This is a genomic window from Janibacter anophelis NBRC 107843, from assembly GCF_001570945.1.
Lineage (GTDB): Bacteria > Actinomycetota > Actinomycetes > Actinomycetales > Dermatophilaceae > Janibacter > Janibacter anophelis.
This window is the reverse complement of the sequence record NZ_BCSQ01000103.1, coordinates 1-2830: the sequence shown is the minus strand read 5'-3', so window position 1 is coordinate 2830 and position 2830 is coordinate 1. Positions and strand designations below refer to the sequence as shown.

The 2830-nt window shown below is 70.7% G+C and carries 5 protein-coding genes; 3 read left to right on the top strand and 2 right to left on the bottom strand.

From position 1 onward, the window contains the following. Positions 1–51: 51 nt before the first annotated feature. Positions 52–270, top strand: coding sequence for a type II toxin-antitoxin system Phd/YefM family antitoxin (locus tag JAN01S_RS16250; RefSeq protein ID WP_068319837.1), 219 nt, complete (start codon positions 52–54; stop codon positions 268–270). Beyond that, positions 267–692 carry a type II toxin-antitoxin system VapC family toxin gene (locus JAN01S_RS16245; protein ID WP_084360335.1) on the top strand — a complete coding sequence of 142 codons (426 nt, stop codon included), beginning with the start codon at positions 267–269 and terminating at the stop codon, positions 690–692. Before JAN01S_RS16250 ends, JAN01S_RS16245 begins: the two co-directional genes overlap by 4 nt. Positions 693–728: 36 nt before the next feature. On the opposite strand, the gene JAN01S_RS16240 is transcribed toward JAN01S_RS16245, so the two are convergent. Beyond that, positions 729–1691, bottom strand: coding sequence for an ERCC4 domain-containing protein (locus JAN01S_RS16240; RefSeq protein ID WP_068319834.1), 963 nt, complete (start codon positions 1689–1691; stop codon positions 729–731). 43 nt (positions 1692–1734) lie between these two features. Between JAN01S_RS16240 and JAN01S_RS16235 the strand changes: the two genes are divergently transcribed. After that, complete coding sequence (locus JAN01S_RS16235) at positions 1735–2298, top strand: hypothetical protein (RefSeq protein ID WP_068319832.1); 564 nt, start codon at positions 1735–1737, stop codon at positions 2296–2298. A 17-nt stretch (positions 2299–2315) separates the two neighbouring features. Here the strand turns inward: JAN01S_RS16235 and JAN01S_RS16230 are convergent, their stop codons facing one another. Further along, the gene (locus JAN01S_RS16230) at positions 2316–2789 is read right to left on the bottom strand and encodes an LON peptidase substrate-binding domain-containing protein (protein WP_084360334.1); all 474 of its coding nucleotides are present in this window, start codon (positions 2787–2789) and stop codon (positions 2316–2318) included. Positions 2790–2830: the final 41 nt, after the last annotated feature.

The following is a 2830-nucleotide window of genomic DNA, read 5'->3' as shown; positions in this document are numbered from 1 at the left end:
AGCCGGACTCAGATAGTTGACCAAGTCCACTTGGTCAACCACCATGGAGGGATGGAGGTCACGGTGCAGGAGGCCAAGACGCACCTGTCTCGGCTGCTCCGACGGGTCGAGGCGGGTGAGACCGTCGTGATCAAGCGTGGCTCCGAGCGGGTGGCCGTGCTGGGCCCAGCCCCAGTCGTCACGCACGAGCGGTCGATCTGGGGTTCGCTGGAGGGCGCCATGTCCGATGACTTCGATGCGCCGCTCGAGGACTTCGAGCCGTACGCGTGACGCGCTACCTCCTCGACACCAACGTCGTCGTCTGGCTGCTGCTCGGCGACCGGTCGACGATCCCCGAGTCGGTGGTGACGACCATCTCGGACCCTCAGGCCGAGCCGCTCGTCAGCGCGGCAAGCGTGTGGGAGATCGCGATCAAACGTTCCGTCGGCAAACTGATGATCGACCCCGCGTGGCCGCGCGAGCTCGCCCGCCTCGACCTCCTCGCCCTGCCGGTCACCGCCGAACACGCAGCCGCAGTGGCGGGCCTGCCGTGGCACCACCGTGACCCTTTCGACCGGCTCCTGATCGCGCAAGCCACCGTCGAGGACGCCACCCTGGTGACCGCCGACCGGCGACTCGACACGTACGGCGTCCCGACTCTCTGGAGCGCGTCCCGCCGCCCAAGTCGCAAGGAGCGACGCTCCGCGACGTGAGCACACCCACCGCTCAGAACCGAAGCGGATGGAACCTCAGGCACTCTCCTCGAAGGCACGCCGCACGTCGGTCGGGATGCGCCCGCGGTCGGACACCGTCCAGCCATGCTCACGCGCCCACTCCCTGATCTCCCCGGGCGTCGCGGCTGACGGAGGCGCCGGGTTACCGGCCGCCATGGTCGCGATCTCCTCCCCCGTCGCCGGACCCGTCCGCAGCTCCTCCCGCGCCGCGGCGAGGAAGCGGTAGGTCCACTCCTGCGCCAGTTGTCGGTTCTCGGCGAAGAAGATCGGCACGGCCGGGAATCGCGCCTGGCATTCCGCGATCGCCTCGGCCACGACCGCTGGGCGTACACGATCGAGGGCGAAGACCTGTGCGTAACGGTCCTCGACGACGACCGCTGCTCGGGGCAGGTCGCTCAGCTCGGCCAGCAGATAGGTCAGCTTGCCGCTCGTCAGGCTCGAGACGAGGTCGGCCAAGGACTTGCGCTCCACCGCCGCGACGATCCGGTCGCCGTCGGTGACGGCGTAGTCGCCGGCGGGCAACCCCCTTCGCTCCGTCACCGCCTGCTGGTGGGTGAACCGCCACGGGTACCGCTCGTGGCTGTCGACGAGGATCGGCAGGTCCGCCACGCCCTGCGCCCGCGCGGTCGGCAGGTCGACATTGGGTCGGGCCTGCTTGGTCGTGCGCGCCGTCTGCCAAAAGATCGCCGGCCGACCGCCCCGGATGCGGGTCATGACGAACTGCGAGCGGCTCTCCCGCCGCCGGTCGAGGACGAGGTCGATGGCCGCACCGCGGGAGCTGCACGAGCGGGTCGCGACCCGCTCGATGATCTCCGCGTCCTCCGGCCACTCGTGCGTGCGGTGGCAGTAAAGCTTCGAGGTGCGGGGCCACACGTCCTTGGCCTTGAGCACGACACCGTCCCCGAGAGAGATGCGCACGAGGTACGGCAGCGTGCTGTCCTGCTCGGGATTGCGGGCGATGAGGAAGTCGTCCACCACGCCCCCAGTGTGCACTCATCGTCGACGCGACACACTACGACGCATGACCCCCTACCCCGGCGCCTGCGACATCTGCATCAACGCCTGCATCCACGGGGTGCGTCACGTCAGCGTGCGCGAGGTCGCGACCGCAGACTGGGTGCAGGTGCGCCACTGCAGCCGGTGCGGCACTTGGTGGGACATGCAGCCGGCCAACCGACCCGCGGTCATCACCCGCGAGGAGGCCGCGCGGCGCGTGCCTGACGCGGCCGGCTGGGTCGTCATCGGCCCGCTGCTCGAGCCCCGCGATCCCGACGGGCTGCTCGTCGACGCCCAGCGTGTCGACGCGCACCCCGGTGACCAGCTCGACCTGCACCGTCAGGTCGAGCTGCCCGGCGAGGCGACGCTCCACGACGTCCTGACGAGCGTGCTCGAGCCCTTCATCCGGAACGCTCCCCGGACCTCGTGGACCTGCCGCGTCAAGGCCGAGGAAGGGTGGACCCCCTTCGCCGAGATCGTCACCGCCGGACCGACGGACTGCCACGGCGCACGCCTGCTCGTGCCCGACTCACCCGCCCGACAGGTCGCCGGCGGACCACTGCTCGAGGTCGCCTGCCGGCCGCGCTGAGTGCTCCCCGTCAGCGCTCAGCCCGGGTCGTCCGGGAACTGCAGAGGCAGCAGGTCCACCGCGTCGGTGGTCAGCGCGGCGGCACGCTCCAGCAACGCACCGACGGAGGACGACCGCAGCAGGGTCAGCTGGTCGAGCGCACCGAGCGGGGCGATCCCCGCCAGCTGCCAGCTCCGGGTCACCGGTTCCTCGGACAGCTCAACATCCGCCGGCCAGAGCCCACCGCGGTACTCGCTCATCACCACCAGAGCCCGCCGCACTACCCGCTCCGTCTCCTGTAGCTGCTCGGCGTGCTCGTCGTCCCGCGTCAGGTCCGGCAGGGGGCGCACCTCGGCGCGCGGGTACGGGTCGTCCTCTAGCCACCGCACGATCTCGAAGCGCCCTTCACCGCGCGCCAGCAGCCGGATCCGACCCTCGGCCGTCGGGCTCACCTGCTCGACCGCCGCCACGGTGCCGATCTCAAACGCTGATCTCCCCCGCCGACCTCGAATCCGCGCTCGATGAGCACGACGCCGAAACGTCCGTCACCGCC

Coding starts and splice junctions, on each gene's coding strand:
- JAN01S_RS16250 (WP_068319837.1), top strand. CDS start 52: ATGGAGGTCACGGTGCAGGAGGCCAAGACGCACCTGTCTCGGCTGCTC.
- JAN01S_RS16235 (WP_068319832.1), top strand. CDS start 1,735: ATGACCCCCTACCCCGGCGCCTGCGACATCTGCATCAACGCCTGCATC.